Source organism: Thermovibrio ammonificans HB-1 (assembly GCF_000185805.1).
Taxonomy (GTDB): domain Bacteria; phylum Aquificota; class Aquificia; order Desulfurobacteriales; family Desulfurobacteriaceae; genus Thermovibrio; species Thermovibrio ammonificans.
This window is the reverse complement of record NC_014926.1, coordinates 1,564,010-1,589,714: the sequence shown is the minus strand read 5'-3', so window position 1 is coordinate 1,589,714 and position 25,705 is coordinate 1,564,010. Positions and strand designations below refer to the sequence as shown.

Sequence of the window (25,705 nt, the reverse complement as noted above, 5' to 3'; positions counted from 1 at the left end):
ATTACCAATATTGGAGATTGGTTTATTTGATTTAAATCAAACTCTGTTTGTGCGGCGGCGCAGGTGAAGGGGTATTCACTCCTTGAAGTGGCGGATTTTCCAGTTAAAATTACAGCGAGCAAACCAGCTGAGCCGGAGAGGAAGGTTGACTTTTCAGGAAATCGTTTTCAGGCTCCAGGAGTACTGGGCCTCTAAGGGCTGCATAATTGCCTCTCCTTACGACGTTGAGCAGGGTGCGGGAACGATGCACCCTTTTACTTTTTTAAAGGTGCTCGGTAAGGAGCCGTGGAAGGTAGCTTACCTTCAACCCTGCAGGCGCCCCGCCGACGGACGTTACGGAGAGAATCCGAACAGACTTCAACACTACTTTCAGTTTCAGGTGATTTTGAAGCCTTCTCCTGAAAACTCCCAGGAGCTTTACTTGGGAAGTTTGGAGGCTCTGGGGATAAACCTGAAAGAGCACGACGTTCGGTTTGTGGAGGACGACTGGGAGTCTCCCACCTTGGGCGCTTGGGGACTCGGGTGGGAAGTGTGGCTCGACGGAATGGAGATTACTCAGTTTACCTACTTCCAGCAGGCGGGCGGTATAACCCTCGACCCGGTCTCTGTTGAAATTACCTACGGCCTTGAGAGGATAGCCACCTTTATTCAGGGGGTAGATAGCGTATTTGATATAGAGTGGACCGAAGGTGTTAAGTACGGCGACCTCTACAGGGAAAATGAGTACCAGTGGTCGGTTTACAACTTTGAGAAGGCCGATGTTAAAATGCTTTTAGAGCTTTTCAATATTTACGAAAAAGAGGCCGAGAGGTTAGTTGGGGAGGGGCTCGTTCTACCCGCTTACGATTACTGCCTTAAGTGTTCTCACACGTTCAACTTGCTCGATGCCCGCGGGGCCATATCGGTTGCCGAGAGGGCGGCTTTTATAGGGCGCGTTCGCAGGCTTGCCTCTATGTGCGCCAAAAAGTACCTGGAGCTGAAAGAGGGTAAAAGTGAGAGTAAGGAACCTACTGCTTGAGATAGGGTGTGAAGAGCTTCCCGCCCACTTTGTCACTTCCGGCATTGAGTTCTTAAAAGAAAAACTGCCCCAGGAGCTTGAAAGTAACTTTTTGCCTCCGTCATCGGTGGAGGTTTTCGGAACCCCCAGGAGGCTCATAGCCGTAGCCTACGACGTTCCCGAGGTTCAACCCGACAGGGAGGAGCTGCTTGTAGGCCCTTCGCTAAAGGCCGCCTTCGACACCGAGGGCAGGCCTACGAGGGCCGCAGAGGGGTTTGCCCGCTCTAAAGGTGTTTCTGTAGAGGAGCTGATAACCGTTGAGAACCCTCCCGGGAAGAGGGGAACGTACGTTGCGGTTAAGAGGGTTGTAAAGGGGCGTTCGGCTGTAGAGGTTCTGAGAGAGCTTCTTCCGAAGCTGATACTCTCCATACCCTTTAAGAAGAGTATGCGCTGGGGCACCAAGAGGATAAGGTTCGGCAGGCCTATAAGGTGGATAGCCGCCGTTTACGGAGGAGAGCCGGTAGAGTTTGAGATAGACGGCATAGTCAGCTCCAATATCTCTTACGGCCACAGGTTCCTCTCTCCCGAGCCTTTCGTTGTAGAGGAGCCGGCCGAGCACCTTGAGAAGCTGGAAGAGCGCTTCGTTGTTGCCGACCAGGAGAAACGGTGCGCCCAGATACTCGACGGTGCCGTTTCCCTTGCAAGGCGCGTAGGCGGACACCTCTTAAAGGACGAAGAGCTCCTTGAGGAGGTTACGAACCTCGTTGAGTTTCCCTACCCGATACTGGGGAGCTTTGAGGAGGAGTTTTTGAAGCTCCCCAAAGAGGTGCCCGTTGTTGTTATGAAAGACCACCAGAAGTTCTTCGCCGTTACAGACGAAGCCGGCAACCTAAAAAACTACTTCGTTGGCGTTGCAAACATTAAGCCGGTAGATGACTCTACCGTTTGCCGGGGTTACGAAAAGGTTCTGAGGGCCCGGCTGAAAGACGCCCTCTTCTTCTTCAACGAAGACAGGAAGAAAAGGCTCGAAGAGCGGGTACCCAAGCTTGAGGGCATCATATTCCACGAGAAGCTCGGGACGATGCTCCAGAAAACTAAAAGGTTGGAAGGACTTGCCCCTTGGGTTGCAGGAGTTACCGGTCTGGGCTCTGAAGGTGAGAGCCGCAGGGCGGCCCACCTGTGCAAGGCCGACCTTCTGACAGAGATGGTTAACGAGTTCCCCGAGCTTCAAGGCACCATGGGCAAGTACTACGCCCTCTTAGACGGCGAACCCGAGGCCGTTGCGGTGGCAATAGAGGAGCACTACCTCCCCAGGTTCTCGGGCGACTCCGTTGCTAAAACGGCGGCCGGCGTGGCCCTTTCGGTTGCCGAGAAGGTAGACAACCTCACCGGCTTCATAGGGGTGGGCCTTAAGCCCACGGGCTCGGCAGACCCCTTCGCCCTGAGGAGGAACGCCCTCGGACTCATTCAGACCCTAATAGAGAATGAACTCTTCCTGGATATTCTTGAAGCCGCAAGAGAGGCGGCCCGGCTCTACGGGGAGCAGGGTATTGAGCTTATTCGGGAAGCTCCCGAAGAGACCGCCGAGTTCGTAAAGGAAAGACTTAAAAACTTTTTAAAGGAAAAAGGGTTCAGACCCGATACACTTGAGGCGGTTCTTGCAGTTACCCACGACCCCTACGACGCCTTCTTGAGGGCGAAGGCGGTTGAGAAGCTCCGGGAGAACCCGGAGTTTGAGGCAACGCTGATAACGATGCGACGGGTTGTGAACATAATACCTGAGGGATTTGAGGCCACAGACTTCACCCCGCAAGGGGAGTTTGAAGAGAACCTCTTTAACGCCTTCAAAGAGCTTCAGTCCAAACTCAACAAGCTCATATCCGAAAGGAACTACACCGAAGCCCTGCTTCAGGTAAGCTCGCTCAAACCGGCAGTAGACGCCTTCTTCGACAACGTGATGGTTATGGACAGAGACCCTCAGGTGAGGAACAGGAGGCTCAGCCTCCTGAAGACCATAGCCGACCAACTCCTTAAACTCATAGACTTCTCAAAACTTGCTATCTAAGGGGGGCGCGAGCGATGCGTAAAAAAATGGTTTACTACTTCGGCGGTGGTAAAGCCGAAGGTAGTGCCGACATGAAGATGCTTCTCGGCGGTAAAGGTGCAAACCTTGCCGAGATGACAAACCTTGGTCTTCCCGTTCCTCCGGGAATAACCATAACAACCGAGGTGTGCAAAGACTACTACAAGCTCGGCAAGCAGTTCCCGGAAGGTATGTGGGACGAGGTTCTCGAGGGCCTCAGGAAAATCGAAAAAGAGATGGGCAAGAAGTTCGGAGACAAGGAGAACCCTCTCCTCGTTTCCGTAAGGTCGGGAGCTCCGGTCTCCATGCCCGGAATGATGGACACAATCTTAAACCTGGGCCTTAACGATGAAACCGTTGAGGGCCTTGCAAAATCCACCAACAACGAAAGGTTCGCCTGGGACTCCTACCGCCGCTTCATTCAGATGTTCGGAAACGTTGTGATGGGTATTCCCCACGAGAAGTTTGAAGAGGTTCTCGAGGAGAAGAAGAGGGAAGTTGGGGCCAAGCAAGACGTTGACCTCTCTGCAGAAGACCTTAAAGACGTTGTAAAGCGCTACAAGGAGCTTGTAAAGAGGGAGACCGGCAGGGAGTTCCCTCAGGACCCTTACGAGCAGCTTAAAATGGCCATTAAGGCCGTTTTCGACTCCTGGAACAACCCCAGGGCCATCAAGTACAGGGAAATCAACAAGATTCCCGAAGACTACGGAACTGCCGTTAACATAGTTGCGATGGTCTTCGGGAACATGGGCGAAACTTCCGGAACCGGCGTTGCCTTTACCAGGAACCCCTCTACCGGAGAGAACGAGTTCTACGGCGAGTACCTCAAGAACGCCCAGGGTGAAGACGTAGTCGCCGGAATAAGGACTCCTCAGCCCCTTACAAAAGCCCAGAAGACCAGCCAGGAGCAGACCTCCCTCGAGGAGGAGTTCCCGGAAGTTTACAAAGAGCTCCTCAAGATTAGAGACATCCTTGAGAAACACTACAGAGAGATGCAGGACATAGAGTTCACCATTGAGAACGGCCGCCTCTGGATGCTCCAGACGAGGACCGGTAAGAGGACCGCAAAGGCGGCAGTTAAAATAGCCGTAGATATGGTTAAAGAGGGGCTTATCTCCAAGGAGGAGGCCATTTTAAGGGTTGACCCCTCCCTCATAGACCAGCTCCTCCACCCGATGCTCGACGAAGAGGACAGGAAGAGGGCGAAGGCCGAAGGCAGGCTCATAGCCAAAGGACTCCCCGCAGCTCCGGGAGCCGTAAGCGGTAAAGTTGTGTTTACGGCCGATGAAGCCGTTGAGCTTGCCGAAAAGGGAGAGAAAGTTATCCTCGTAAGGCACGAAACCTCCCCGGAAGATATCCACGGAATGCACGCGGCAGAGGGTATTCTCACCGCAAGGGGAGGAATGACCTCCCACGCTGCAGTTGTTGCAAGGGGTATGGGTAAGACCTGTATAGTCGGTGCCGAGTCCATTCACGTTGACTACGACAGGGAGGAGTTCAGGGTAGGCGACGTTGTTGTTAAGAAGGGAGAGGTAATCACAATAGACGGCTCAACGGGAGAAGTTTTCCACGGTGAGCTCAAGACCATTCCTGCCCAGATTTCCGGCGAGTTTGAAGAGCTTATGAAGTGGGCAGACGAGATAAGGACCCTCCAGGTTAGGGTAAACGCCGACACCCCCGAAGACGCCGAGCAGGGCAGGAAGTTCGGTGCCGAAGGTATAGGTCTGTGTAGAACCGAGCACATGTTCTTCAAAGAGGAGAGGATTCCCGTTGTTAGGGAGATGATTCTCGCCAAGACCCAGGAGGAGAGGGAGAGGGCCCTTGAGAAGCTCCTTCCCATGCAGAGGGAGGACTTCATTGCAATCTTCGAGGTTATGAACGGCCTGCCCGTAAACATCAGGCTCCTTGACCCGCCCCTCCACGAGTTCCTCCCCAGAACGGAGGAGGAGTTTGAGAGGACCGCTAAGGAGATGGGTCTTCCCGTTGAAGAGCTTAAAAAGCGTGCAGAGGAGCTTCACGAAGTCAACCCGATGCTCGGCTTAAGGGGTTCAAGGCTTGGAATCACCCACCCGGAAATCTACAGGATGCAGGCAAGGGCAATCTTAGAGGCCGCCTGCATCTGCAAGAGGAACGGCGTAGAGGTTCTTCCCGAGATAATGCTTCCCCTCATTGCCGACGAGAAAGAGCTTCACGAGCTCAAAAAGCTCATAGACGACGTTGCCGCTCAGGTCTTCCTTGAAATGGGCGTAGAAGTCCCCTACCAGGTGGGAACCATGGTAGAGGTTCCCAGGGCGGCGGTTATAGCCGACAAGCTGGCAAGGGACGCAGAGTACTTCTCCTTCGGAACCAACGACCTTACCCAGATGACCTTCGGCCTCTCCAGGGACGATGCCGGTAAGTTTATCGGTAAGTACGTAGAGCTGGGAATCCTTAAAGGAGACCCCTTCATCCACATCGACGAAGAGGGAGTGGGAAGGCTCATAGAGATGGCCATAGAGCTCGGTAACGCCACAAGGCCGGGCATAAAAACCGGAATCTGCGGCGAGCACGGCGGAGACCCGCGCTCTATCAACTTCTTCCAGAAGGTCGGCGTTAAGTACGTAAGCCCGTCTCCCTTCAGGGTGCCGATAGCAAGGCTTGCAGCCGCGCAGGCCCGTATCCGTCAGCTCAGAGGAGAACTATAAAAACAACAAGGGGGGCGCGAGCCCCCCTTTTTCAATTTACCCCCGCCCAAACCACAATCTTTCGGAGGAAAAAATGAGAACCCTAATCGCCTCTGTGTTGTCGCTGCTGCTCATCAGCTCTTGCGGCATGGCAACCGAAAACACAAAGGCTCAGCCCCAGAAGAGCTTAACAACCGAGGAGAAGATAATAAAGGCCCTTCTCAACCCGCTGAAGGTTAAAGGAATAGAGGTTGAGAAGATAGAGCCCACAGAGGCCGTAAAGGTGCCCGGCTTTAAAACCTACGAAGTTACGATGATAGACAAGAGGCGCCACAGGGAGATTAAGCGCTACATCTTCATGACCCCCGACGGCAAGTACCTGACGCTGGAGATATTCAAAGTCAGGCGGGAAGGGGACGTTGTTCACCTGACGCCTTTAAGGCCGAAGAACGCCGAGAAGCCCCTGAAGGTTGACCTCTCCTGGGTTAAGCAGGTAGATAAAGCCCTCACCGAGCACAACGTTCCCCACGTTGTGGGCAAGGGGGATAAGAAGGTTTACATAGTTTGGGATATCTTCTGCCCCTTCTGCTACGAACACTTCAACCAGATAGAGGAGCTGGCCAAGAAAAACGGCGTAGAGATTCACCTGATTCCCTTCCCCATCCACGGTGAGAACTCGATAAAGGGGCTTGTTGTCTACACCCAGATGGCGAGGAAAGAGGGAGCTGCCGGGGCCCTTAAGGAGCTGTACAGAATGGGCAACGGGAGCTTTATGGTTTACGCAAAGAAGATGGAGGAGCGTATAAAGAAAGAAGAGGCTAAGGTTCCAGGGAGGGAGAAGCTTGAGGAGTTCTTCACCCAGCTGAGGGAGCAGCTTGCCAAGAACGGCGTAAGGGCAACGCCCTCTATCATCTACATGCCTCCCAACAGCGGCGGTAAAGGGTACATCTACATCGGCTTTAAGCCCATAGACCAGGTGATAAACGGCAAGTAATGGAAGGCATTGAGCTTGTAGAGTTATCGGTTGGCTACAGGAAGCCCCTCCTGGAGGGGCTCTCCGTTCACTTTAAGGAGGGTGAGTTCTGGGTGATTGCTGGCCCCAACGGGGTTGGTAAGAGCACCCTTGTTAAAACCGTTCTCGGCATAGTTCCCCCGATTAAGGGGAGGATTCTCATCCACGGTAAGGAGTGCACCTACGGGTGCGACGAGAAACGCTACCTTAGCTACGTTCCCCAGATGGAGAGCTACTCCCGCCACTTTCCGGCCACGGCCCTCGACGTTATTCTTTCCGGTTACTTCCCGAGGCTGGGGCGGTTTGAGCCGATTTCGAAAGAGCAGGTTGAGAAGGCGGTTGCCTGGATGGAGCTTCTCGACCTTAAAGGCTTAGAGGACAAACCTTTTCGGCAGCTATCCGGCGGTCAGCAGAGGAAGGTGCTGATAGCGAGGGCCCTTGTAAGCGACCCCCACTACATATTCTTAGACGAGCCCACAACCGGTGTGGACCTTAAGAGCTCGAGGAAGATACTGAAGCTCATCGACAGGCTCCACAAGGAGAAGGGGTTCGGAATCTGCATGGTAACCCACGACCTTAACTCCGTGTGGGAGTTTGTGGATAAAGTTATACTCATCGGCTACGGCGGTAAGTTCTTTGCTGGCCCGAAGGAGGAGATACTCAACGAGAGGCTTCTGACCGAGATATACCAGGTAGAGGTGAAGGTGGTTCTGACCGAGGCGGGTCCCGTTTTCCTGGTGGGGGATAAACACCTTTAATTTCGTGGAACGAAGATAACCGTGTAGGTGTTGCCGAACCTCTCCTTTGTGATGCGCTTTAACTCCTCTACCTCTCCGTTGGAGATGCTCTCGTTCAGGTAAACCACAATCGTTCTTATGCCGCTCTCTACCGACCTGCAGCTGAGCCCCTTTGAAGGGAGAAGCTCCTGAACTATGAATGCTTTAACCTCATCTGGAAGGATGAACCGTTTAGAGACCGACAAGTCCCCTCCTTAGGGCTGTTATTGTTAATAATCCTTCCCCGGTTTTAATATAAGTGGGTTTTTAAAATTAGAATACTATACCGATGAGTCAGGAATCAAGCCCGGAGGACCGGTAAATCAGGAGACAACCTCTACCATTCCGAACCCTTGGCCGGTTTTGTTCCCTATTCCGGTGTCCAGCAGGAAGTTGATGTCTTCCCTGTCGCCGTAGAGTTTAAAAGTACCCTCGCTGCAGGTCAGGTACATTATCGGCCTGCCGGTTCGCCTGCGGAAGTAGCTGAATGTGTGTTTCACCACCTTCTTCCTGACCTTTAGCGGTTCAAGGGCTATGGGCCTCCGGAGCCCCCTTCCCCTGAGCAACTTGAGCCTTCTGTTGACAACGAAGTTAACGGCCTCGTTGAACCGGGGGTTGTCGGGCAGAATCGGGTTTCCTCCCCGCTCTTCAACGAGAATCGGCGAAAGGGTCCTTACGGTGACGGGAAGCTCTTGGACCCTCCTCTCGGGCAGCGGAGCCACCTTCACAACTTCCCAGCTGAGGCTCTTTCCCCCTACCACCATCTCGTCTCTGTTTGTGAAGTTGAACCTGCCCAGCCTAACGAGCCCGTTTACCAGCGATACCAGGAAGCGGTAGTCGCTTGTAGAGACAAGGAGAGAAATGTATCCGCCGTTTGGGAACTCGAATACCTCAAGAGCCGATAACTCCTCCGGGTGGGTTTCGGGGGTGAAGTCTGAGTCTACCTGAACGGGGAGCTGCTTGAGAATGAAACCCCTCGGGAGGGCCAGGGAGAATGTGTAGGGCTTTGGTGTCGGGAAGGAGTAGAGCTCTCTGAAGTAGGAGGGGTCTGTTCTCTTTACCGATTCTTTGAAGAGTGAAACTATTCTGTGTCTGTAGAGTATGGGAACGGATTCGGCGATGAAGGTGATTTTGAGCCTCAAGTAAGCCTCCCCCCGTCTGTTTTTTGCTATTTTACCGTGGTTGCAGGCGAGTTTTTTAAACCGATGACAATCTTATTAATTAAAGAAACTCCTCGGTTCCTCCCCGCTCGGCCCCTACGGTTTCCCTCTTTACGGCCTTTGGGAACTTAACCGTGTAGATGTAAACGGAGTCGTTCTCCTTTAAGAGCTCCTGTAGCTCTTTTTTAAGGGCGGTTAAGCGAGAAACGGTTATCTCTCCCTCAAAAACGGAGTTTTGAACCCAGTTAAGGTAGCGTCTCAGGAGCTTCCGCACCCTGTCCACCCGCGAGACCTCAACGTCGTAAACCACAATCACGAACATCTACCACCACGCCTTTAACGGTTTGTACTCCAGTTCGCCGATTAGGTGTTTGACCAGCTTGTAGCACTCGAGCCTTATAAGGTGTCTGTAGGAGACCTTCCTATTAAGGCTTCTGTGTTTCACGGTTGTCTCAAGGCTCTGGCTATAGTGTTTTAAGAACTTCTTCCTTCACGCTTCTGAAAGCAGTGCGTAATTAACCCCGGAGTCAAAGTCCTTTTCGGTTAGAACCCTCTTGTTTACAAGCCTTAAGATTAAAGGGTCTACGATTAGCGGTTTGAAGATTTCGGCAATATCCAGAGAGAGCGAGTACCTGCCGGTTGACGGTTCGTGGAGGAAGCTGATGGAGGGGTCCAGGTGGGTTTGGTAGATTTCGGTTAAAACCGTGGAGTACATAAGCGAGTTCCCGAAGGAAATCAGCGCGTTTACCGGATTGCTCGGCGGCCTCCTCTCCCTTCTGCCGAGCTTCAGCCCCTTAAAGAGCGAGTTTAGGTGCCCGTAGTAGAGCTCGCGGATTTTTCCCTCTACCTGCATAAGGGCCGGAACTGTGGCGGCAGAGTAGATGCGGGATTGGAGCTCGTGGAGCTTGGGCTCCTCTATCCCCCTCTTTTTCAGGTTTCTGCCGATGTGGTAGGCGGCTCCGTCTACAAACGAGGCGGCGAGGAAGAGCCTGGAGTCGGGGTTTAGGTAGTGCTCCGCCTGCTTTACGGTTAAAAAACCAGAAACCCTAACCCTTCTGGGAAGGTAGGAGCCGGTGTAAAAGCCATAGCGGTTGAATGTGTGAAGCAGGATTCCCTTTTGGGATAGGAAGTTAAGGAGCCGCAGGTTGAGCTCTACCTCGCCGAAGAGGAGGAGCTCTCTTAGGGTATCTGCCGGCAGGTAGCGCCTCTTTCCGTCTTTTCCCTCAAAGAGCAGTGTGTTGTCTTTCCTTTTCAGCCTGCCGCTCGAGAAAATGAAGGCCCTCTCCAACCGACTACTCCACAAAGCAGAGCTCGTAGTAAGCGCACCTTTTACAGTAGGGAAGCTTTTTGAGCGGAGGCGGATGGGGACTCTCCTCGATGCTCTTTATCTCCCTTAACACCTCTAAGAGCCGTCTTTCGGCTTCGGGGGTTAGGGTTACCTCCTCCCGCTTTCGCTGGTTTGGGTAGTTGATTACCCCCCTTTTTTCAACCCCGAGCCTCTTTAGATAAAACAGGTAGTAGAGGAGTTGCCACCTTGCCGCCTCGCTTAAGGCGTCTGAGCGTTTTACCTCGGCAACCTCTCCGGAGCCAAGGAGGTCAACAACTATCAGGTTGTCTATGAACACCTCTCGCCTGGAGCGATTTCTGTATGCGTATCGGTGCAGTAGGCTCCCGAGTGACACCCTTTCAGAGCTCCCTTCAAGTCCTACCCTTTTACTGAAGAACCAGAGCTTCCTCTTGCAAACGAAGTAGTAGTTAACCTTCGTTCCGCTGGTTTTCAGCTCCTCAAACAAACTCTCCGGTATCTCCGTGTTCATCTGTAATGGCTCCGAGTTCTCTGCTGTACCTGACCCCCTTTGCCACTATTACCCCTTCTCCCAAGGGCAGGAAGGAGCGGAACTGGTAGGGAAAGAGGTTGACCGTGAAGCTCTTCAGTCTCGCCTGTGCCTTCAGCCTCTCTTTAAGGGGGCAGTTTCGCCTTTTTAAGGTTTCTATTAAGGAGAGAATCTCCTCCTCCTTTTCGGTGAAGAGCTCCTCCGGGATAACGGGAACGGTTGTTACTTCCCTGAAAAACTCTTGGGCCTGAGAGCGGCTGTCGGCCTGAAGGCCGACATCAAGGAGGGAGAGGTTTTCCTCAAACTCCCTTAAGAACTTCGGAGCTCTAAGCTCTAAGTTCTTCCTTGTGTAGAGCTCACCTACCAGTTCCCTCTTTGCCGGTTCCCCTACAAGCTCTCCGCTCCACCTTTCAACACCCTCCAGGGCCAGCTCAACCAGAGCTCTTGAGTAAACCCTACCGCTTTTATCTGAATTCTCCCGCAGGATAAAGACGTTGGTAAATTCAGGGGGAGCCGCTTTTGCACGTCTGTTGACCCTACCCATCCTCTGGACGAGGGCGTCAAGTGGAGCTATCTCGGTTATTAGAACGTCAAAGTCAACGTCTAAGGAGGCTTCGGCAACTTGGGTTGTAATCCAGACTACGGGTAGGCCTTTCCTGGCCTCTTTCTCTATTTGGGCTTCCAGCTTCTTTCTGTCGAGCTGTATAAACTGGGAGTGGAGGAGTCTGACCGGGAGTCCCTCTTCCTTTAGCTCCAAGTAGAGCCGAACGGCCCGTTTTACCGTGTTAACTACAATCAGAACGCTTCTTTTGTTGTTTTGAGCCTCCAGAAGCGTTTGGAGGCTAAACTCTTCAAGGAGTTTAACTCTGTGCTTTTCGGGGGATTCCCGGTAGAGCTCCTCTGTATTAACCTCCTTAAAGCCCAGCCTTTTAAGTCTATCTTTAACGAAGGGGTAGAGGGTGGCGCTCATAACGCAGAACTTGCCGCCGAGCTCAGAAACCTCTTCAATTCCCTTAACCATTGCCGCAAGGGTTTTGGGGGTGTAGCCTTGGGGTTCATCTATTACCGTTTTTGAGTAGGCGAGGGTTGCGTAAACCTTTTCAAAGCCGGGGTATTTAAAGACCGAGCTAAAGAGCTGGTCTGCCGTAGAAACCGTAAGGGGAAACGATAGGTGGGTAGACAGGCTTAACTGTGTAAGGGAGAAGGAGAGCTCCTCCTTTTCCTCTACCCCCTCCAGCAGGTAGTAGACCGCTCGCTCTCCGTGGAGGAGCCCTACCGTTTTGAAAGCCCCTTTTAAACGGTTGAACATGGCGTTAACGGCCGTTTTAACGGGCAGGGTGTAGAACCCCTTGTCGTCTGAGAGCCAGTTCAGGGCGAACTCGGTTTTCCCGCTTCCCGTCGGTGCTTCGAGGATAACCGACTCTTCTTTTAGCTTTCGCCCCTCCAGCTGGAAGGGCTTAAATCCCTTAAACTCAACTCCCCTGGCCTTTGAGCGTTCCTTTAAGTACCTTTCGAGTTTCTCTATTCTGTCTGTGTGGGGCTCGATTTCAACGGGTATCCCGGCCGAGGCGCTGTGGTCGAGCCTGTGGAGGAGCCCTTTAAGGAGTATAACTTGAGCTTCTCTGCCCCGGAACCTCTTCATAAGCTCCCTGAAGTTCCGGCGGCGCTTGCGGTAGCTGTCGAGTTTCGTAAATATGACCTCAATTTCCCTCTCTTTTGGAACTCTTAGGGGAGGAGGTTCCTTCCTGCCGCCCTTTTCAAGGAGCTCTGAGAGAATCGCTTTCAGCTTCTCCTCTTTTTTCTTTAGGTCTTTCAAAAGTGCCTCTTTGAACTCTTCGGGCCGGAAGTTGAAAGGCCTGTGGTGGTGGTGGAAGGCAACGCTGTAGAAAACTGCCTCTTTCAGCCGGTTTTTAGTGAGCTTCCCGGCAAAGAGTGCGGCAGAGAGATAGTTGTGTGGAATCTCCCCGGGTTTACCTACCCTTTTCCCCTCTTTTATTTTCAGCTGGAACTGTGAAGATGCCTTGCCGATGTCGTGGAAGGCGGCCGCAAGGAGCAGGGCCTCCCAGAACTCTTCGTCGGCACCGATTTTCTTGCCGTATAGCTTTCTTAGGCTCTTTAGCCTCTCGATGAGCTCCTCGGTGTGTTCACTAATCGTTTGTTCTGTGCCGTCGGGAAATTTCTTAGCTAAGAACATGTTTGTAACCTGCCGGAACCTCTATCAGCTCAACTACTCTATCCTCGGAGGGGTCGTATAACACCTTGTCGCTTAAAGGTTCAACGACCTGTCCGGGAGGGGCCAGCAGGAGGTCTCTCCTCTTGAAGAAGCGCCATCCCAGCTCTTTTGCGAGCTCTCCGTCGTAGGAGAGTGGAAGCCTGTAGAAGGCCCCTCCGAGGCCGAGCTCGGTTGCGGTCTCCCTTGTGAAGTAGGCAAAGGAAGGTAGAACCGTTTCCTCTTCGAGGGGGTCAAGCTCTACGAATCGGGGCTCTTCTTCGAGCCTGGCGATATCCTCCTTCCTCCCCAGGGAAGGGAACTCCTTTAAGAGCAGCCCGTTGAGGAAGTCCTTTTCCAACTCTTCGCTTTCCGGAGGGAACAGGATGTAGAGGGTCAGGTGCACATCGGTAAGGGTTTCTACGTGGGTTGGGGCCTTTAGGAAGCTCCTGCTGAAACCTTTGAGCTCGGGTTGACCCGCCCTTTTTCGGTCGAACTTTAGGAGTTTTTGAAGCTCGTAAACAGTTCCTCCCAGTTCTCCCTGAATGGCTACAGAGATTGGGTAGTCTTGCCGTGCTCCTGCCGTTGAGTGGACGAATCCCTTTACCGTAGAGGGCGGAGGCAGCAGGTAGGTGTTAACTGCTCCGAAGGAAAAGGGCGTTGAGTAACAGGCAAAGGGTTGGTAGAGCTTCACCTTAAGGGCCCGCATCTTAAACTCCGTAAACTTCGGAAACTTGTTCTGCAAGCTCTTTAAACATCTCCGGCACGTTTAAAACCCGGGCGCCGGCCTCTTCAAAGGCCTTTGAGAGCTCCTCTTCGTTCGCCCAAAACCCTTTCAGGATGGCAACTTTCGTTGTTTGGCCCACTCTCTCCCCTCTGAATGAGAGGTTCATGGTGTCTGCCAGGGGCTCGGGGTTGATTGCAAATTTTTTAAGGTTTCTGTCGTAGCCTACCTCTACCCTTCCCAGGAAGAAGGGGTTTTTAACTGTGTAAAAGCCCCCTACTGCAAAGAGGGGGGAGAGGTTCTCAACCCTTCCCTTAATCTCCCGCGACAGGAAGGGAATCGACTCAATAACCATTTTGAGGCGGCGGGCCCGTTCCTCTTCGGGAAGCCGGCCTACGGTTTCCCCCTTGGGGCTGAGCTCTGTTCCCAGTTTATCAAGGTCTACCGTTACTGTGTAGGTGTAGAGGGCGTAGTGGTGTTCGAACTGGAAGGGGTTCGGGTCTGAGCCGGCCCTGTCTGCAAAGCTCTTGTTTGTGCCGAACTCCAGGTCGAGGGCAAGGGGTTCGAGGGATACGGCGGGAGAAAACCTGACTACGGCGCTTCTCGTATCGGCTCCTTCCCCGCCCTTTGTTTTCATGTATCCGAATAGGTCTGCCTCAACGCAGTTGAGGGCGTTTACCTCCGGGTGGAACTGGACTACGTCCTGTTCTGCGGTGAGGATTTGAGGGGGAGGAAGCTCGCCCTTCATTCCCAGGGAGGTCAGAAGCTCTTCCACTTTGACCTTTATTTCGGGCTCTTCGTTCCAGTAGTCGGGGGTGTCTATCCGGTAGTTCTCCTTTAAAAACCTCCAGAGCTCGTGCCTTAACGCCTGACGGGAGATGTAAGAGTAGAGCTCCCCGCCGTGGGTGAGCTTCTTTAGCTCCGAAACGTTTCCTACGCTCTCTCCGTAGTTTGCACTCAGACCTTTAAAAACAACCGTTAGCGTGAAAGCCCTAATCTTCATTATCCCCTCCTTCCCTTTTCTCGTTCAGCAGCCCGGCAATAAAGCTGTAGCCGGCACTTTTGAAGGCTTCTCTGTCTTCAAGGTTTTTAACAAGGCCTTTGGGAACCTTTAGAGAGAACCCGGCGTACACCCTCAGGATGATGTCCATGAACCTGTGGGAGTCGCCGACCTTTAAGGCGTTTAGCAGTTTAAAGGCGAGGGAGTTTACCCTGTTTTCAGCTCCCCTGCTCGTTAAAACTCGCCTGAGCTCTTGGCCTCCGTAAAAGAGGCTCCACAGTTCATTCTCCGAAACTCTGTTCATTCTGCCCTCCAAATTCGCTTTTGCCCTGAAGAGAGCAAGGTTTAGGGTGTGGAGCTGTAGCGGAGAGAAGGCAACGTTTATCTCCCTGTTTCTGTCTGCCGTTAAGAGGAAGCGGAAGAGCTTGTAGAGGTATGAGTAGTTCCTTCTGCCTTGAATGAGGTTTTCGAGGAATTCAACCAGGAGGTTGAAGCTCTTCTTCTTATTCCCGCTTCCCAGCCGGTAGTGGGCCTTTGTAAGTTTCCTAAGGTTTTCTGTGAAAGAGGGGTCTGAGAGGAGCTCGGCCAGCTCGTAGGAGATATTGAGTCCCTTCACCTTCGGGAGGGCTCCCAGCTCCATCTCAACAACCGACGTGCCCAGGAGGGATATGAGCTTAGCGGACTCTTCCTCCTTTGCAAGGACTTTCTCCGCGAAAAAGGTGAAAAGGGGCGAGGAGCTTGAGAGCACTCTTCTTAAGCGCTGGTTGTCGCTAAAGAGCTCTTGAACCGAGGTGGTGTTGTTAACGAAGAGAAAAGAGTTACCGAACCTTACAACCCCTAAAGGTATTAGGGAAATAACCGCTTGGCAGATTTCGCATATGGGAAGCCCCTTATTTGCGAGCTTTTTCCCCTTTAGGTGGAGTAGGTTGAGGTTGTCCTTGTTGAAGCCTACCAGGTCGGAGATTGCCTTGCTGAGGTTGACTCCCTCCTTGGCAAACCTCTCCTGGCAGAGCAGGCACGGGAGCTTCCTCTTTTTTACGGTGAAAACTTCCGGTGGAGTAATCAGGGGAGCTTCAACCTTTTCCTGCAGGTTCTTTAAAGACTCGTACAGTTTGTTGCTCCCGCCGGAGGAGAAAAAGCCCCTCTTTAGCCACCTTTTAGCAAGGTGTTCAATGGCTTCAAGGGGGAGCTCCCCCCTCAGGAGCTTTTCCTTCTCCTCCTCAACCCTTTCTGCGGCTTTCCGGATGTAACGGCTTGCCTCCCCGAGGTTCTTCTTCGAAACCCTTTTCGGGAGTTCAACCTCCTCTTTCAGGTGTGGAAAGAGTTCTTTTAAAAGCCTGTTTATGGTGTCTTTAGCCCGCTTTAAAGACTCTTCGCTCCCTCCGACCTTTAAGGAGTTTACGCTTCTGAACTCTACCTCCCTTTTGGCGGCTTCGGTGTAGTACTTCTTCGCAAAGTCCTTAAAGAGCTGCCGCTCTACCTCTACGTAGTTTTCGCCGATTTTCACCCCTTCTACGGGTAAACCCTCTTTGTTTAGGAGCCTTTCTCCCTTTACAGTCTCTCCGCCCAAGAGCCTGAGCAGGCCCACTATTCCGGCGTTGTAGAACCACTCCTGAAGGTAGATTCTCTCAGCCATTAAACCCTCTTAAGCCAGTAGTGGATTGATTCGGGAGATTCCTCGCTCCCCTTCAAGTACCAGAGAGGCTTGCTCTCTTTAGGTGAAAAGTGGCCGTAAACCAAGATTTCGTAATCGGGTTCAACTACCTCTAACCCCAGCTCATTTAAATTTTTAAAGAAACCGTGCTTAATCCAGGCAAAGGGCGGAGTTTCGTCGTAGATGTTGCTCTTTTTGAAATCCTCTTCAAGAACAGACTCGTAAAAGGAGAAGAGGTTAACTCCTGCCGGGTCGATTGGCGGCCCTAACTCCATCCTTTTGCGCTCTTCCATCTCCTCGTAGTAGTAGAGCTCCAGGTATTTCTTGAAGATTTCTGCCACTTTTACGTAGAGCTCTTCCGGGCTGTTAAACTCCCTTTTAACTTTGAAAACCAGCGTGGCCTCGCTCTCGTAGTCGAAAAAGCGCATAAAGAAGAGCTTCACCTCTCCCTTCCCCTCCCAAACTACTTTATCACCTCCACCATTCCAAAACCTTGGGAGCACCTGTTCCCCAAGCCTGCGTCGCACAGGAAGTTAAGGTCTTCGCTGTCGCCGTTGAGTTTGAATATGCCGTAGCTTCCGGTTAAAACCATGTAGGGCTTACCGGTTCTCTCCCTGAACTCTTTGAACGTTGCCTTTGCAACCTTTTTCTCGCACTTAACGGGGATAACAGAGATTTCCCTTTTGAGCCCCTTTCCCCTCAATTCCTTAAGCCTTCTGTCGGTTACGAAGTTCAGGGCCTTCTGAAAGTCGGGAGAGTTCCACAGGACCGGCTTCCCCCTTTTATCTTCAACCACTATCGGAGAGAGCGTTTTTACTACAGCTTCGCCCTTTTTAACCGGCCTTGAGCGGTAGGGGGTGATTTTCAGAAGCTCCCAAATGACCCTCTTGCCGCCGACCAGCATCTCCTTTTCGGTGCTGAACAGGAACTCTTTTAGGCTCACCAGGCCGTTTACAAGGGAGACTGCAAACAGGTAGTCAGGAGTTGATATGTTCACGGAGAACGTGCCGCTTTCCAGGGTGAACGTTTCCACCTGGCGAAGTTCTTTGAACCTTTCCGGGGTAAAGGTTTCGTCTATCTGGAGGGGCAGCTTCTCAACCCTGTAGGGCGGGTTAAAAAAGAGTGAAAAGGTAAACGGCTTGGGGTTTTGAGAGCCGTAGAGCTTTTCGTAGAGTTCACCGTTTCCCCTTTTCAGGGCCTCTTTAACTAACGAGACAACTCTGTGCCTGTAGAGGATAGGAACCCTATCGGTTCTAAACACGATTTTTAGTCTCAAGCTCCCTCCCTTTCCCCGGAGGTGAAGGGGGCAGCGGCAGCCCCCAGGGAAAATTTATACCATCATCGCTATCTGTTCTTCTTTAACATTCTGTAAGCTCTTACCGCAACTGCGATAACCGTCCAGGCTATCGTTACTACGAAGAAGAACCAGAAGAAGAGGCTTCCCAGCTTCGGGTCGTTTATCACCGTTACTCCCTGATTTGACCGTTTCCGAAGATGATGTATTTGGGAATTGTGAGGTCTTCAAGGCCCATGGGCCCCCTAACGTGGACCTTATCCGTTGAAATTCCCATTTCGGCTCCTAAGCCGAAAACGTTCCCGTCGGTGAAACGGGTAGAAGCGTTAACGTAAACGGCCGCCGAGTCTACCCGGTTTAAGAATTTCATGGCGTTTGTGTAGTTCTCGGTTACGATTGCGTCGCTGTGGTGGGAGCCGTAGGTGTTTATGTGCTCGATTGCCTCCTCCAGTGAGTCAACCACTCTGACCGCCAGTATAAGGTCGAGGTACTCTGCGTACCAGTCTTCTTCTGTTGCGGGTTTTATGTATTCGGGGTCGTAGCTTCTGGCCCTTTCGTCGCCCCGGAGCTCAACTTTTGCCTTTTTGAAGAGCTCAACCATTGTCGGCATGAAGGCGTCGGCTATTTTGCTGTGGACGAGCATTGTCTCCATTGCGTTGCAAACACCCGGCCTCTGCACTTTGGCGTTGAAGCAGATGTTCCAGGCTTTCTCAAGGTCGGCAAACTCGTCTACGAAAACGTGGCATACGCCCTTGTAGTGTTTTATAACCGGCATGCGTGCGTTCTCTGCAACGAAGCGTATGAGCCCCTCTCCGCCCCGGGGAATGACAACGTCTACAAACTGGTCGAGCTGTAGTAGCTCTTTAACGGCTTCCCGCTCTGTTGTGTCTATGAACTGAATCGCCTCTTCGGGGAAACCCTCTTTTGCCGCCGCCTCTTTGAGAATGTTCACAAGGACCCTGTTTGAGTTTATGGCTTCGGACCCCCCTTTAAGGATAACCGAGTTTGAGCTCTTTATACAGAGGCTTGCGGCTTCTACGGTTACGTTGGGTCTGGACTCGTAGATGATGGCGACCACCCCCAAGGGGACCCTCATCTTCCCTATTTTCAGTCCGTTTGGGCGGGTCCACATCTTTATCACTTCGCCTACCGGGTCGGGCAGGTTTGCAACGTCTTTCAGAACTTGAACCATTCCTTTTATTCTCTTTTCGTTCAGGAGGAGCCTGTCGAGCATCGCTTTTGAGAGGCCCCGCTCCTCTCCGGCTATGAGGTCTTTTCTGTTTTCCGTCTCTATGAGCTCCTTTTTCTCCTCTATGAGCTTGGCCGCCGTGAGAAGGGTTCTGTTCTTGAGCTCCGTAGAGAGGTCGACCAGTGAGTAGCTTATCTCCTTTGCCCTTTTTGCAACTTCTTTAACGTTGAACATTTGATAACCTCCGCAAGGGGTTTAAATTGTTTGGTGGAAAACCGTTTCAAGGGAGTCGTGCAATGAAAAGAATTTTAACACTAACAACTGCCGGAGCCCTTCTGCTGGGAGGGTGTGCAACAACGCAACAGCAGCAGGCCCAAACGGCCCCTAAGAAGGAGGTGAACAAGGTTGCGGCTGGAGCTGCAATCGGAGCCGTTGTGGGCGGTGCCATAGGTGCACTCACGGGTCCCTCCGGCAGTAACAAGGGGGAAAGGGCCCTTATAGGGGCGGCCGCAGGTGCGGTTCTCGGCGGGGCTATAGGCTACATACTCCAGCAGCAGGCAGAGGCCCTGGGCAGGGATTTGGGCGTTCAGCCTGTAGACCACACGAACCCTGCTGTTAAGCCTCAGGCGCCTGTGATTTCCGATAAGAGGCCCAAGGCCGTTGTTAAGGAGCCCGGAAGGGTCAAGGTGGTTCTCAAAGACTCGGTTCTCTTCGGCCTCAACAGTGCAGAGCTCAAGCCCGAGGCTGTTAAAGAGCTTCAGCGCATAGCCCAAACCTTAAAGGAGAACCCCAAAACGACCGTTGTAGTTGTGGGCTACACCGACAATACGGGTTCCCTGAAGTACAACCTGAAGCTCTCTAAGGAGAGGGCAGAGGCGGTGAAGAAGGTGCTCGTTGAGGCGGGGGTTAGGCCCGAGAGAATCCTTGTTTTCGGCTGCGGCCCGAAGAACCCGATTGCCCCCAACGACACCCCGCAGCATCGGGCGCTCAACCGCAGGGTAGAGATTCTCATCTACCCCGAGGGCGAGGCCATTCCTAATCCCTGCGGTTGAAATATATTAAGGATTAAAAATCCTGTTAAAGAGGCCCGATGGCAAAGAGGTTCTTCATAAAGACCTTCGGCTGTCAGATGAACGTTAACGACTCTGAGAAGATGGCCGGCCTCCTCAGGGACATGGGCTACGAGAAGGCCCAAACGCCGGAGGAGGCCGACATCGTTATAGTAAACACCTGCTCCGTAAGGGCCAAACCCGACAACAAGGCCTACTCCTTCATCGGCAATCTCAAAAGGCTTAAGAAGAGAAGGCCCGACCTTGTGGTGGCGGTGGCGGGCTGCGTGCCCCAGAAGGAGAAGGAGCAGATTCTCCGCTTTCCCCACGTGGATTTGGTTTTCGGAACCTTCAACTTTGTGAAGCTCCCCCAACTCCTGGAGAGGGTAAAGAGGGAAGGGCGCGTTGTTGAAATCCTCAACCGGAAGATACCGGAGGAGGAGAAGCTCCCCCTCGTAGACAGCTACCTTGAGAACCCCTTCATTGCCTACGTTACTGTTCAGAGGGGCTGTAACAGGTTCTGTACCTACTGCATAGTTCCCTTCACCAGGGGAAGGGAGAGGAGTGTGGCCCCCCACCTGGTTGTTGAAGAGGTTAAACGGCTTGCCGAAAGGGGCGTTAAGGAGGTCCACCTGCTCGGCCAGAACGTAGACTTTTACGGCTACCAAGGGACCGACCTTGCCGACCTCCTGTATATGGTTTCCGAAGTTGAGGGAGTAGAGAGGGTAAGGTTCACAACCTCTCACCCGGCAGGCTTTAGCGAGCGGATTGCCCGGGCGATTAGGGATATACCGAAAGTCTGCCCCTACGTTCACCTTCCCCCTCAGAGCGGCTCCAACAGAGTGTTAGAGAGGATGAACAGGGGCTACACCCGGGAAGAGTACATAGAGAAGGTTCAGATGTTGAGGGAGTTCGTTCCCAACGTTGCCCTATCGGGGGACTTTATAGTGGGCTTCCCCGGGGAAACCGAGGAGGACTTTGAACAGACCCTATCCCTCGTTGAGGAGTGCGTTTTCGACCAGGCCTTCGTTTTTGAGTACTCCCCCAGGCCCTTCACAAAGGCCGCTACCTTTAAAGACGACGTTCCCAAAGAGGTGAAAAACCGCCGACTCCAAACCCTTCAGGAGCTCGTTAAGAAGCAAGCCCTTGAGAGGAATCTTGAGAGGGTGGGGAAGGTTGAAGAGGTTCTGATTGAGGGCTTTAGCCCCAAGGGAAGCGAGCTTTACGGAAGGACCGCCGACAACAAGCCCGTTGCGGTGGAAGGCTCTGAGGAGCTTATAGGGAAAACCGTGGAGGTTGAAATAACTCAGGCTTCGCCCTTTTTCTTAAAAGGAAAACCAGTAACAACCGGAGTGAGGAGCAAGAGATGATTGAGGTATCGGTAATCGGCTTGACCCAGGACAGGTTCAGTAACCTGCCAATCATTATCCTCGGTAACGAGGAAGAGCGTTTCGCCGTTCCCATCTGGGTTGGCAACTGGGAGGCGGAACTCCTCGAGACGGAACTCTTGGGTGCAGTTCCACCGAGGCCTTTCCCCTACGACCTTATCAGGGAGCTTCTGGAGATTTTCAAGGGGGAGGTTGAGAGGGTAATCATCAACGACTTCGACAAGGGCATCTACTTTGCAGTTATTGAGGTGAGGCGCCCCGACGGGGAGCTCTTCAGAATTGACGCAAGGCCCAGCGACGCCATAAACCTGGCGGTAAGGCTGAATGCTCCCATATTCGTGAAGAGGGAGGTTATAGAGAAGGCCTCGGTGATACCACTCGATAAGTGTCAGGGGGAGGAGTGTCAGGAGCAGTGGGAGAGGCTCATAAGGGAAATATTTGAGCAGTGAGGGTTGTAACAACTCAAGACGGCTCAAAAACGTTTCTCTCCGACCTGTTTAACGAACACTTCCACTCAACAACGGCAGGGGCGTTTACGGAGGCGGTAGAGAAGTTCTGTAAACCGTGTAAGGTGGCGGAAGTTGCCGCCTCTCGGGGGGAAGTTACGCTCTTAGACTCCTGTTTCGGCCTCGGCTACAACACGGTTGCCTTCCTCGACACGGTGCTGTCGGCCAACCCTTCCGCCGCGGTTAGAGTTGTTGCCTACGAGTTCGACCTGAGAGTGCCTCTGAAGGCATTGGAGCTTAACTGGGGGCGTTACGAAAAGTGGAAGCCGATTTTCAGAGGGCTTCTCGGCCGCAAGGTATGCAACCGCCCTGTTCCCACCTTTGTTTACACTGACGGCAGAGTCTCTTTAAAACTGCTGATTGCCGACGGCAGGAGGGCGGTTAAGTCTATAGAGGAAGAGCACTTTGCAGATGCTATCTTCCATGACCCCTTCTCCCCTAAGGTCAATCCGGAGCTCTGGACTTACGAGTTCTTCAGGGAGCTGAGAAGGCTCATAAAGCCGGAAGGGATACTGGCCACCTACTCGGCCGCCACTCCCGTTAGGCGGGCCCTCCATATGGCCGGTTTCGGCGTGAGAGAGGGAGTTGCCGTTGGGAGGAAATCCCGCTCAACAGTTGCCTCCCCCTCCTTCGAAACGGAGGGGAAGCTCCTTGAGAAGTTCCATCTGCCCTCGGCCGTTCCCTTCAGAGACCCAACCCTCTCCGAGCCGAGGGAGCTCATAAAGAGCCGGCGGGAGGGGTGTGTGAAGCTCCTTGAAAAGAGCCTTCCCTTGGAGCAGATATGGTGAAAATAACTTAAATTAAAAACAGAGGCCCAAAAATTCAACAGTGAGGAGGAGAGGATGGGAAACAGGTACGTTCCCGCCGGCAGAAAGGAGTACACGTGGGAGAGCGACAACCCCTACTACGAAAAGGCCAAGTATCCCGAACCTACCGTGTGTGAGGAGTGCGGAGCGGTCTTTAAAGACGGCAGGTGGCAGTGGCCCGAACAGCTGCCGGAGCCCGTTCCGGAAGGGGCAAACAGGGCCCTCTGCCCGGCGTGCAGGCGTAAGAGGGACAGGTACCCGGGCGGCATAGTGGTTCTAAGCGGTGAGTTCCTGAAAAAGCACAGAGACGAGATACTCAACAGGGTGAAGAACGTTGTAGACGATGTAATGTCTCTGAGGCCTTTACAGAGGATTCTCTGGATTAACGAAGAGGACTCAAAAGTTGAGATAGCAACAACCAGCGAGCACCTTGCCCGCCATATAGGGGAGGCCGTTAACAAAGCTTTCAAGGGTAAGTTCGAGGTTAAGTACAGCGAGGGCGAGAAACTGGCGAGGGTTTACTGGCACAGAGATTTATAAGGATTAAATAAACTGCGGGGTTGGGGCCTTAAGGCCCCAACCCCGCAGCACCCTACCTTCAACTTAAACGAGCGGGTTGGCGTAGAGGAGAATGAGTGCGATAACGAGACCGTAGATGGCGAGAGCTTCGATAATAGCCAGACCGATAAACATTGTGGTTGTGAGTTTACCGGCCATCTGAGGGTTCCTTGCCATACCTTCACAGGCTCCCCTGACCGCCTGACCCTGACCTGCACCTGCACCGCCTGCGGCGGGACCGATGGCAAGGCCGGCACCGATGGCGGAGAGACCGAGGATAAGCGCCTTACCGGACTCAGCACCCCCTTCACCTGCAAGTGCGGGAAGCGCACCTACTGCTAAAAGGAAGAGTGTGAAAAGGATGCTCTTGAGATAACTCTTTTTCATCAGTACCTCCTTCCTCATGTTTCTATTTAATATCCTACGTGCTCCTCTTCGTGCTCTTCAATGGCGGTAGCGATGTACACTACAGTAAGGATACAGAAGATAAAGGTTTGAAGGAAGCTGTTTGCAAACACTATGAACTCGCCCGCTACCGGAACGAGGAAAGGAACGAGCATAAGGGCAACGAGAACCACCATTTCGTCGCCGAACATGTTACCGAAGAGACGGAAAGAGAGGGAGAGAATCCTCGAGAGGTGGGACACCACCTCAATCGGGAACATTATGGGCGCCATCCATGGCACGGGCCCTGCAAAGTGTTTGATGTAATTAATGAGGCCGTGCTTCTTGACGCCTTCGTAGTTGTAAACGAGGAAAGAGATTATTGCCAGAGCCAGGGTTGTGTTAAGGCTGGATGTGGGCTGCTTTATCCAGGGAAGGGGGATGAGGCCCACCAGGTTCGCAAACAGGATAAAGGTTGCAAGTCCGGCTATAAGGGGGAAGAACTTCCTGCCGTACTTGCCCATGGCGTCTTCGAGGGTGTAAACGATGAAGGAGGTGAGAGCTTCAAACGTATACTGAACGCCGTTGGGGAACTTCCTCAGGTTCTTTCCGAGGAAGTAGGCGAAACCGAGAACCACAACCATCATGAGCCAGGTTGTAACCACAACCCTGCAGTCTATATACTGTGAGAGGGGTCCGCACACTCCCGTTACTGCTGCGTGTTCCATCTCCTCCACTCCTTACGGTGTAGTAAAACGGTAAGTATTAGGGCAGCGTTGGTTGCGACAACCGCCGAAATTATAGCAAAGAAGTTTAAACGAGTAAATAAACTTAAACCAACCAGGATAAGGAGAATCGAGATAAAGCGCCAGGCGAATCCCGACTTCGGGAATACCCCGGCCTGGACCTGCTGGGGCAGCCGTCTGGAGAACTTAACCAGCTGGTAGTAATCGTACGCCATAACGGCGTATCCCAAAAGGTATGAGTAGGTAAAAACGCTCCACCCTTTAACCAGGAGCAGGGGCATAAAAGTCAGAATAAAAACGGCCCCTTCAACAACCAGGAGCCTCTTTAGAAAGAGCTCAAACTCCCTCATCTGGATACCTTTTTAAGCTCCCTGTAAACGTTTTTGAACCCGGCGGCTAAACCTATGAAGAACCAGAAGACAGTCAACCACGGAAAGGTTTTGAAGTGTTTATCGAGCCAGTAGCCTATTGCCAAGCTTATGAAGATTGAGAGGGCAAACTGAACCCCCACCATCATGTAGGAGGTGCGCTCTATGTAGTCCCTAATCTTTCCCACGGCTTACGCTCCTTGTAGTGAATTTCACCAACTTGTGGCTTACCGCTAAAGTGGCAACTAAGAGCAGAAGGAGCAGTAATTCCTGCCGGAAAAGCTCCCTTAATACCCTTTCGGACACTTCTCCGAAGAGGTACCCTCCCCAGAAGCAGCCCAGAATCCACACTACAGACGAGGCCGAAGATAGCAGAAAGAAGCGCCCCCACGAGTAGCCGTTAACCCCTAAAAAGAGGGGTATTACCACCCCCATACCGTATATGAAGGGAACCGCAAGTGAGAGGTAGTCGAAATCCCTGCCGAACTCTCTGTCTATCCGCTGGAACTCCTCTTCGAGCTTCGGGAAGCGGACGAGAAGCTCCTCTTTAAGGAGCCTTCCGACCAGGAAGAAGAGCTGGTAGGAGAGGACGGTTCCTGCGTAGGCGGCGGTTAGAGTTGAGGCAACCGGAAAGAGCCCCAAACGGGCAAAAACCCCGCACAGGAAAACGGTAACGGCGCCTTCTGTGAACCCTCCAACAAAGGCAAAGAGAACCGGGTGAGTTTTAAGAAGAGCCAGTATCCTCTCCAACAAAGTACCCCAAAGCTTTAAGGAGAACCAGTAAAACTATGATACCAACAACGGCGGTAAGGGGCAGTAGAGAGTGGCTCTTCCAGAGTTTCTCCGCCTCTTTGCCGAAAAAGTAGCCTACCGACAGCAGTGTAAAGGCCCACACTGCGCAGGAAAAGGTGACGGCGGCGGCGTAAACCCTAAAGGGGAACTTGAACAGGCCGAGGAAGAAGGCTGAAGCCGTTCGGAGTCCGTATATGAAGGGGACGAGGAAGGCAAGGAGGGCTCCCCAGCGGTTGAGTTTGGCCTCTACCGTCTTTTCTTTCTCTTTAAACTTCGGGAAGCGCTCAAGGAGCCCTTCGCCTACCAGCCTGCCCAGCCAGTACCAGAAGTTGTAGATAAACGCGGCCCCGAAGAAGGCACCCAGAAACGATGGGAGGAAGCGAAAAGTCCCCTCTTTAACCAGAACCCCTGCAAGTATGAGAGAGAACTCCCCTTCGAAGAGGGAGACTACGAAGCAGTAGAGGAAGCCGTGGCCGTGGGCCACGGCGAGAAGGCGGTTTAGAAGCTCCACA

General features: G+C 52.7%; 27 protein-coding genes and 1 pseudogene. 10 read left to right on the top strand and 18 right to left on the bottom strand.

Features of this window, described 5'->3' with window-relative positions; translation table 11 throughout:
• The first annotated feature begins 145 nt into the window (after window positions 1-145).
• The 5 genes from THEAM_RS08230 (at window position 146) to THEAM_RS08210 (ending at window position 7,513) form a co-directional block, all read left to right on the top strand.
• A complete protein-coding gene (locus THEAM_RS08230) occupies window positions 146-1,018 on the top strand; it encodes a glycine--tRNA ligase subunit alpha (RefSeq protein WP_013538370.1) in 873 nt (290 codons plus the stop codon).
• Window positions 993-3,062, top strand: a complete 2,070-nt coding sequence (gene glyS, locus THEAM_RS08225) for a glycine--tRNA ligase subunit beta (RefSeq protein ID WP_013538369.1) — start codon at window positions 993-995, stop codon at window positions 3,060-3,062. The genes THEAM_RS08230 and glyS overlap by 26 nt, the downstream gene beginning before the upstream one ends.
• A gap of 14 nt (window positions 3,063-3,076) precedes the next feature.
• Window positions 3,077-5,764 (top strand): pyruvate, phosphate dikinase, encoded by a 2,688-nt coding sequence (gene ppdK / locus THEAM_RS08220; protein ID WP_013538368.1) that lies wholly within the window; start codon window positions 3,077-3,079, stop codon window positions 5,762-5,764.
• Between the two features lie 73 nt (window positions 5,765-5,837).
• Entirely contained in the window at window positions 5,838-6,737 is a 900-nt protein-coding gene (locus THEAM_RS08215; RefSeq protein WP_013538367.1) for a DsbA family protein, read from the top strand.
• Window positions 6,737-7,513, top strand: coding sequence for a metal ABC transporter ATP-binding protein (locus tag THEAM_RS08210; protein ID WP_013538366.1), 777 nt, complete (start codon window positions 6,737-6,739; stop codon window positions 7,511-7,513). Before THEAM_RS08215 ends, THEAM_RS08210 begins: the two co-directional genes overlap by 1 nt.
• Here the strand turns inward: THEAM_RS08210 and THEAM_RS08205 are convergent.
• From THEAM_RS08205 to THEAM_RS08150, 12 genes and pseudogenes are all read right to left on the bottom strand, one after another.
• Window positions 7,510-7,737: a hypothetical protein gene (locus tag THEAM_RS08205; protein ID WP_013538365.1), complete on the bottom strand. Its 228-nt coding sequence runs from the start codon at window positions 7,735-7,737 to the stop codon at window positions 7,510-7,512. The two genes, THEAM_RS08210 and THEAM_RS08205, sit on opposite strands and share 4 nt — an antisense overlap.
• A gap of 117 nt (window positions 7,738-7,854) precedes the next feature.
• Window positions 7,855-8,673: a CRISPR-associated endoribonuclease Cas6 gene (cas6, locus tag THEAM_RS08200; RefSeq protein ID WP_013538364.1), complete on the bottom strand. Its 819-nt coding sequence runs from the start codon at window positions 8,671-8,673 to the stop codon at window positions 7,855-7,857.
• 79 nt (window positions 8,674-8,752) lie between these two features.
• Window positions 8,753-9,013, bottom strand: coding sequence for a CRISPR-associated endonuclease Cas2 (gene cas2 / locus THEAM_RS08195; protein ID WP_041439587.1), 261 nt, complete (start codon window positions 9,011-9,013; stop codon window positions 8,753-8,755).
• Window positions 9,014-9,979 (bottom strand): annotated as a pseudogene (cas1b, locus tag THEAM_RS08190) (type I-B CRISPR-associated endonuclease Cas1b).
• 4 nt (window positions 9,980-9,983) lie between these two features.
• A complete protein-coding gene (gene cas4 / locus THEAM_RS08185) occupies window positions 9,984-10,508 on the bottom strand; it encodes a CRISPR-associated protein Cas4 (RefSeq protein WP_013538362.1) in 525 nt (174 codons plus the stop codon).
• Window positions 10,477-12,720: a CRISPR-associated helicase/endonuclease Cas3 gene (locus THEAM_RS08180; RefSeq protein WP_013538361.1), complete on the bottom strand. Its 2,244-nt coding sequence runs from the start codon at window positions 12,718-12,720 to the stop codon at window positions 10,477-10,479. Before THEAM_RS08180 ends, cas4 begins: the two co-directional genes overlap by 32 nt.
• Window positions 12,707-13,444, bottom strand: coding sequence for a CRISPR-associated protein Cas5 (gene cas5, locus THEAM_RS08175; RefSeq protein ID WP_013538360.1), 738 nt, complete (start codon window positions 13,442-13,444; stop codon window positions 12,707-12,709). The genes THEAM_RS08180 and cas5 overlap by 14 nt, the downstream gene beginning before the upstream one ends.
• A gap of 1 nt (window position 13,445) precedes the next feature.
• Window positions 13,446-14,462, bottom strand: a complete 1,017-nt coding sequence (cas7i, locus tag THEAM_RS08170) for a type I-B CRISPR-associated protein Cas7/Cst2/DevR (protein WP_013538359.1) — start codon at window positions 14,460-14,462, stop codon at window positions 13,446-13,448.
• Complete coding sequence (cas8a1, locus tag THEAM_RS08165) at window positions 14,452-16,095, bottom strand: type I-B CRISPR-associated protein Cas8b1/Cst1 (protein WP_013538358.1); 1,644 nt, start codon at window positions 16,093-16,095, stop codon at window positions 14,452-14,454. The genes cas7i and cas8a1 overlap by 11 nt, the downstream gene beginning before the upstream one ends.
• Window positions 16,095-16,556 carry a hypothetical protein gene (locus tag THEAM_RS08160; protein ID WP_013538357.1) on the bottom strand — a complete coding sequence of 154 codons (462 nt, stop codon included), beginning with the start codon at window positions 16,554-16,556 and terminating at the stop codon, window positions 16,095-16,097. Before THEAM_RS08160 ends, cas8a1 begins: the two co-directional genes overlap by 1 nt.
• Window positions 16,557-16,576: 20 nt before the next feature.
• A complete protein-coding gene (gene cas6 / locus THEAM_RS08155) occupies window positions 16,577-17,389 on the bottom strand; it encodes a CRISPR-associated endoribonuclease Cas6 (protein ID WP_013538356.1) in 813 nt (270 codons plus the stop codon).
• A gap of 190 nt (window positions 17,390-17,579) precedes the next feature.
• On the bottom strand, window positions 17,580-18,830 hold the full coding sequence (locus THEAM_RS08150; protein WP_013538354.1) for a glutamate-5-semialdehyde dehydrogenase: 1,251 nt from the start codon (window positions 18,828-18,830) through the stop codon (window positions 17,580-17,582).
• 62 nt (window positions 18,831-18,892) lie between these two features.
• On the opposite strand from THEAM_RS08150, the gene THEAM_RS08145 reads away from it, so the two are divergent.
• The 5 genes from THEAM_RS08145 to THEAM_RS08125 are packed head-to-tail and all read left to right on the top strand — an operon-like array spanning window position 18,893 to window position 22,885.
• Window positions 18,893-19,648: a YiaD family glycine zipper/OmpA-like lipoprotein gene (locus THEAM_RS08145; protein ID WP_013538353.1), complete on the top strand. Its 756-nt coding sequence runs from the start codon at window positions 18,893-18,895 to the stop codon at window positions 19,646-19,648.
• Window positions 19,649-19,686: 38 nt separating this feature from the next.
• Window positions 19,687-21,015 carry a tRNA (N6-isopentenyl adenosine(37)-C2)-methylthiotransferase MiaB gene (gene miaB / locus THEAM_RS08140; protein WP_013538352.1) on the top strand — a complete coding sequence of 443 codons (1,329 nt, stop codon included), beginning with the start codon at window positions 19,687-19,689 and terminating at the stop codon, window positions 21,013-21,015.
• Window positions 21,012-21,482, top strand: coding sequence for a bifunctional nuclease family protein (locus THEAM_RS08135; protein ID WP_013538351.1), 471 nt, complete (start codon window positions 21,012-21,014; stop codon window positions 21,480-21,482). Before miaB ends, THEAM_RS08135 begins: the two co-directional genes overlap by 4 nt.
• A complete protein-coding gene (locus THEAM_RS08130; protein ID WP_013538350.1) occupies window positions 21,479-22,327 on the top strand; it encodes a tRNA (5-methylaminomethyl-2-thiouridine)(34)-methyltransferase MnmD in 849 nt (282 codons plus the stop codon). The genes THEAM_RS08135 and THEAM_RS08130 overlap by 4 nt, the downstream gene beginning before the upstream one ends.
• Window positions 22,328-22,381: 54 nt before the next feature.
• Window positions 22,382-22,885, top strand: coding sequence for a BCAM0308 family protein (locus tag THEAM_RS08125; RefSeq protein WP_013538349.1), 504 nt, complete (start codon window positions 22,382-22,384; stop codon window positions 22,883-22,885).
• 63 nt (window positions 22,886-22,948) lie between these two features.
• Here the strand turns inward: THEAM_RS08125 and atpE are convergent, their stop codons facing one another.
• From atpE to THEAM_RS08095, 6 genes are read right to left on the bottom strand one after another with little or no spacing between them, the layout of a single operon-like run.
• A complete protein-coding gene (atpE, locus tag THEAM_RS08120) occupies window positions 22,949-23,290 on the bottom strand; it encodes an ATP synthase F0 subunit C (RefSeq protein ID WP_013538348.1) in 342 nt (113 codons plus the stop codon).
• A gap of 26 nt (window positions 23,291-23,316) precedes the next feature.
• On the bottom strand, window positions 23,317-24,015 hold the full coding sequence (atpB, locus tag THEAM_RS08115) for a F0F1 ATP synthase subunit A (protein ID WP_013538347.1): 699 nt from the start codon (window positions 24,013-24,015) through the stop codon (window positions 23,317-23,319).
• Window positions 23,997-24,383: a hypothetical protein gene (locus THEAM_RS08110; RefSeq protein WP_013538346.1), complete on the bottom strand. Its 387-nt coding sequence runs from the start codon at window positions 24,381-24,383 to the stop codon at window positions 23,997-23,999. The genes atpB and THEAM_RS08110 overlap by 19 nt, the downstream gene beginning before the upstream one ends.
• The gene (locus THEAM_RS08105; RefSeq protein ID WP_013538345.1) at window positions 24,380-24,589 is read right to left on the bottom strand and encodes an AtpZ/AtpI family protein; all 210 of its coding nucleotides are present in this window, start codon (window positions 24,587-24,589) and stop codon (window positions 24,380-24,382) included. The genes THEAM_RS08110 and THEAM_RS08105 overlap by 4 nt, the downstream gene beginning before the upstream one ends.
• On the bottom strand, window positions 24,576-25,151 hold the full coding sequence (locus THEAM_RS09505) for a DedA family protein (RefSeq protein ID WP_013538344.1): 576 nt from the start codon (window positions 25,149-25,151) through the stop codon (window positions 24,576-24,578). Before THEAM_RS09505 ends, THEAM_RS08105 begins: the two co-directional genes overlap by 14 nt.
• On the bottom strand, window positions 25,126-25,704 hold the full coding sequence (locus THEAM_RS08095; protein ID WP_013538343.1) for a DedA family protein: 579 nt from the start codon (window positions 25,702-25,704) through the stop codon (window positions 25,126-25,128). Before THEAM_RS08095 ends, THEAM_RS09505 begins: the two co-directional genes overlap by 26 nt.
• Between the last annotated feature and the right edge of the window lies 1 nt (window position 25,705).

Excerpts from the sequence above, each read along its gene's own strand:
- ppdK (WP_013538368.1), top strand. The coding sequence starts at position 3,077 with ATGCGTAAAAAAATGGTTTACTACTTCGGCGGTGGTAAAGCCGAAGGT.
- atpE (WP_013538348.1), bottom strand. The coding sequence starts at position 23,290 with ATGAAAAAGAGTTATCTCAAGAGCATCCTTTTCACACTCTTCCTTTTA.
- THEAM_RS08210 (WP_013538366.1), top strand. The coding sequence starts at position 6,737 with ATGGAAGGCATTGAGCTTGTAGAGTTATCGGTTGGCTACAGGAAGCCC.
- atpB (WP_013538347.1), bottom strand. The coding sequence starts at position 24,015 with ATGGAACACGCAGCAGTAACGGGAGTGTGCGGACCCCTCTCACAGTAT.
- THEAM_RS08150 (WP_013538354.1), bottom strand. The coding sequence starts at position 18,830 with ATGTTCAACGTTAAAGAAGTTGCAAAAAGGGCAAAGGAGATAAGCTAC.
- THEAM_RS08125 (WP_013538349.1), top strand. The coding sequence starts at position 22,382 with ATGGGAAACAGGTACGTTCCCGCCGGCAGAAAGGAGTACACGTGGGAG.
- cas8a1 (WP_013538358.1), bottom strand. The coding sequence starts at position 16,095 with ATGGCTGAGAGAATCTACCTTCAGGAGTGGTTCTACAACGCCGGAATA.
- cas2 (WP_041439587.1), bottom strand. The coding sequence starts at position 9,013 with ATGTTCGTGATTGTGGTTTACGACGTTGAGGTCTCGCGGGTGGACAGG.
- miaB (WP_013538352.1), top strand. The coding sequence starts at position 19,687 with ATGGCAAAGAGGTTCTTCATAAAGACCTTCGGCTGTCAGATGAACGTT.
- THEAM_RS08180 (WP_013538361.1), bottom strand. The coding sequence starts at position 12,720 with ATGTTCTTAGCTAAGAAATTTCCCGACGGCACAGAACAAACGATTAGT.
- cas7i (WP_013538359.1), bottom strand. The coding sequence starts at position 14,462 with ATGAAGATTAGGGCTTTCACGCTAACGGTTGTTTTTAAAGGTCTGAGT.
- THEAM_RS08145 (WP_013538353.1), top strand. The coding sequence starts at position 18,893 with ATGAAAAGAATTTTAACACTAACAACTGCCGGAGCCCTTCTGCTGGGA.
- cas4 (WP_013538362.1), bottom strand. The coding sequence starts at position 10,508 with ATGAACACGGAGATACCGGAGAGTTTGTTTGAGGAGCTGAAAACCAGC.
- THEAM_RS08135 (WP_013538351.1), top strand. The coding sequence starts at position 21,012 with ATGATTGAGGTATCGGTAATCGGCTTGACCCAGGACAGGTTCAGTAAC.
- THEAM_RS08215 (WP_013538367.1), top strand. The coding sequence starts at position 5,838 with ATGAGAACCCTAATCGCCTCTGTGTTGTCGCTGCTGCTCATCAGCTCT.
- cas5 (WP_013538360.1), bottom strand. The coding sequence starts at position 13,444 with ATGCGGGCCCTTAAGGTGAAGCTCTACCAACCCTTTGCCTGTTACTCA.
- THEAM_RS08110 (WP_013538346.1), bottom strand. The coding sequence starts at position 24,383 with ATGAGGGAGTTTGAGCTCTTTCTAAAGAGGCTCCTGGTTGTTGAAGGG.